This window comes from Streptomyces sp. NPDC053474, from assembly GCF_044544845.1.
In the GTDB taxonomy this organism is placed as follows: domain Bacteria; phylum Actinomycetota; class Actinomycetes; order Streptomycetales; family Streptomycetaceae; genus Streptomyces.
In genome coordinates, this window is sequence record NZ_JBITXV010000045.1 from 1 (window position 1) to 1,678 (window position 1,678).

2 protein-coding genes are annotated in these 1,678 nt (G+C 70.6%); both read right to left on the minus strand.

Translation table 11 applies throughout. The annotated features are described in order from the left end of the window. Nucleotides 1-5: 5 nt before the first annotated feature. Complete coding sequence (locus tag ACIG3E_RS40985) at nt 6-1,010, minus strand: proline racemase family protein (RefSeq protein WP_399626325.1); 1,005 nt, start codon at nt 1,008-1,010, stop codon at nt 6-8. A 29-nt stretch (nt 1,011-1,039) separates the two neighbouring features. Next, nucleotides 1,040-1,678 (minus strand): dihydrodipicolinate synthase family protein (locus ACIG3E_RS40990; protein ID WP_399626327.1); only part of this gene is annotated, 639 nt, incomplete at its 5' end.

Genomic DNA, 1,678 nt, shown 5'->3' on the forward strand with positions numbered 1-1,678 from the left:
GGCGGTCATAGGAGGAACCCTCCGGGGAAGGGGTCGTCGGGGTCGAGGTAGTACTGGGCGGTGCCGGTGATCCAGGCGCGTCCGGTGATGCGCGGTAGGACGGCGGGCATGCCGCCGACCTCGGTCTCGGCGATGAGGCGGCCGGTGAACCGCGTACCGATGAACGACTCGTTGACGAAGTCCTGCTCCAGCGGCAGGGCCCCGCGGGCGTGCAGCTGCGCCATCCGCGCACAGGTCCCCGTGCCGCACGGAGAGCGGTCGAACCAGCCCGGATGGATGGCCATGGCATGCCGCGAACGGCGCGCGTCGGAGCCGGGCGCGGCGAGGTAGACGTGCTTGACGCCCGCGATCTCCGCCTGGAGGGGGTGGACGGGCCGCGCCTGGGAGGCGTTGATCGCGGTCATGACCGCGGTGCCCGCGGCGAGCAGGTCGTCCTTGCGGGCCCGGTCGAACGGCAGGCCCAGCGCGTCGAGTTCGACGAAGGCGTAGAAGTTCCCGCCGAAGGCGAGGTCATAGGTCACCGTGCCAAAGCCCTCCACCTCCACTGTGCGGTCGAGGCCGACACAGAAGGCGGGCACGTTGGTGAGCGTGACCGACCTGGCTGCTCCGTCCCTCACCTGGACATCGACGCTGACCAGGCCCGCGGGGGTGTCCAGGCGCACCGTGGTGACGGGTTCGGTGACCGTGACCATGCCGGTCTCCACCAGGACGGTGGCCACGCCGATGGTGCCGTGCCCGCACATCGGCAGCAGGCCGGACACCTCGATGTAGAGCACCCCGTAGTCGGCGTCGGGCCGGGTGGGCGGCTGCAGGATCGCGCCGCTCATCGCGGCGTGCCCGCGCGGCTCGTACATCAACAGCGTGCGCAGATGATCCAGGTGCTCGATGAAGTGCAGGCGGCGCTCGGCCATGGTGGCGCCGGGAATCACCCCGATACCACCGGTGATCACACGCGTGGGCATGCCCTCGGTATGCGAGTCCACCGCCTGGAAGACGTGACGCGTCCGCATGAAACCCTCCCCCCCTTCCTCTTCGCGGGTCAGTGGTGGCCGTCGGCGACGGCCTTCTCCGTGGCCGCACGCACCTGGGCCCCGGTTGCCGGGGCCAGCGCGGTGCGCGGCGCCCGGACGGGGCCGCCACGCCGCCCGACGATGTCCATGGACGCCTTGATGGCCTGCACGAACTCCGTCTGGGAGTCCCAGCGCAGCAACGGATGCAAAGACCGGTACAGCGCCAGCGCGGCTTTCAGGTCACCGGCGGTCGCGGCGCGGTACAGCGCCACGCACGAGGCGGGCAAGGCATTGGGGTAGCCCGCCACCCAGCCCACGGCACCGGCGAGGGCGAGCTCCAGCAGGACATCATCGGCGCCGATCAACAGATCCAGATCCGGGGCCAGTTCAGCGATCTCATACGCCCGGCGCACATCCCCGCTGAACTCCTTGACCGCCACCACATGCCCCGCGCCGTGCAGCTGCGCGAGCAGCGCCGGGGTCAGGTCGACCCTGGTATCCAGGGGATTGTTGTAGGCCACCACGGGCAGCTGCGCCCGGGCCACCTCCGCGTAGTGGTCCACCACCGCACGCTCATCAGCACGGTAGGCGTTCGGCGGCAGCAACAGCACACTGCCACAACCCTGTTCACCCGCCTGCTCCGCCCACCGACGCGCCTCAGCACTGCC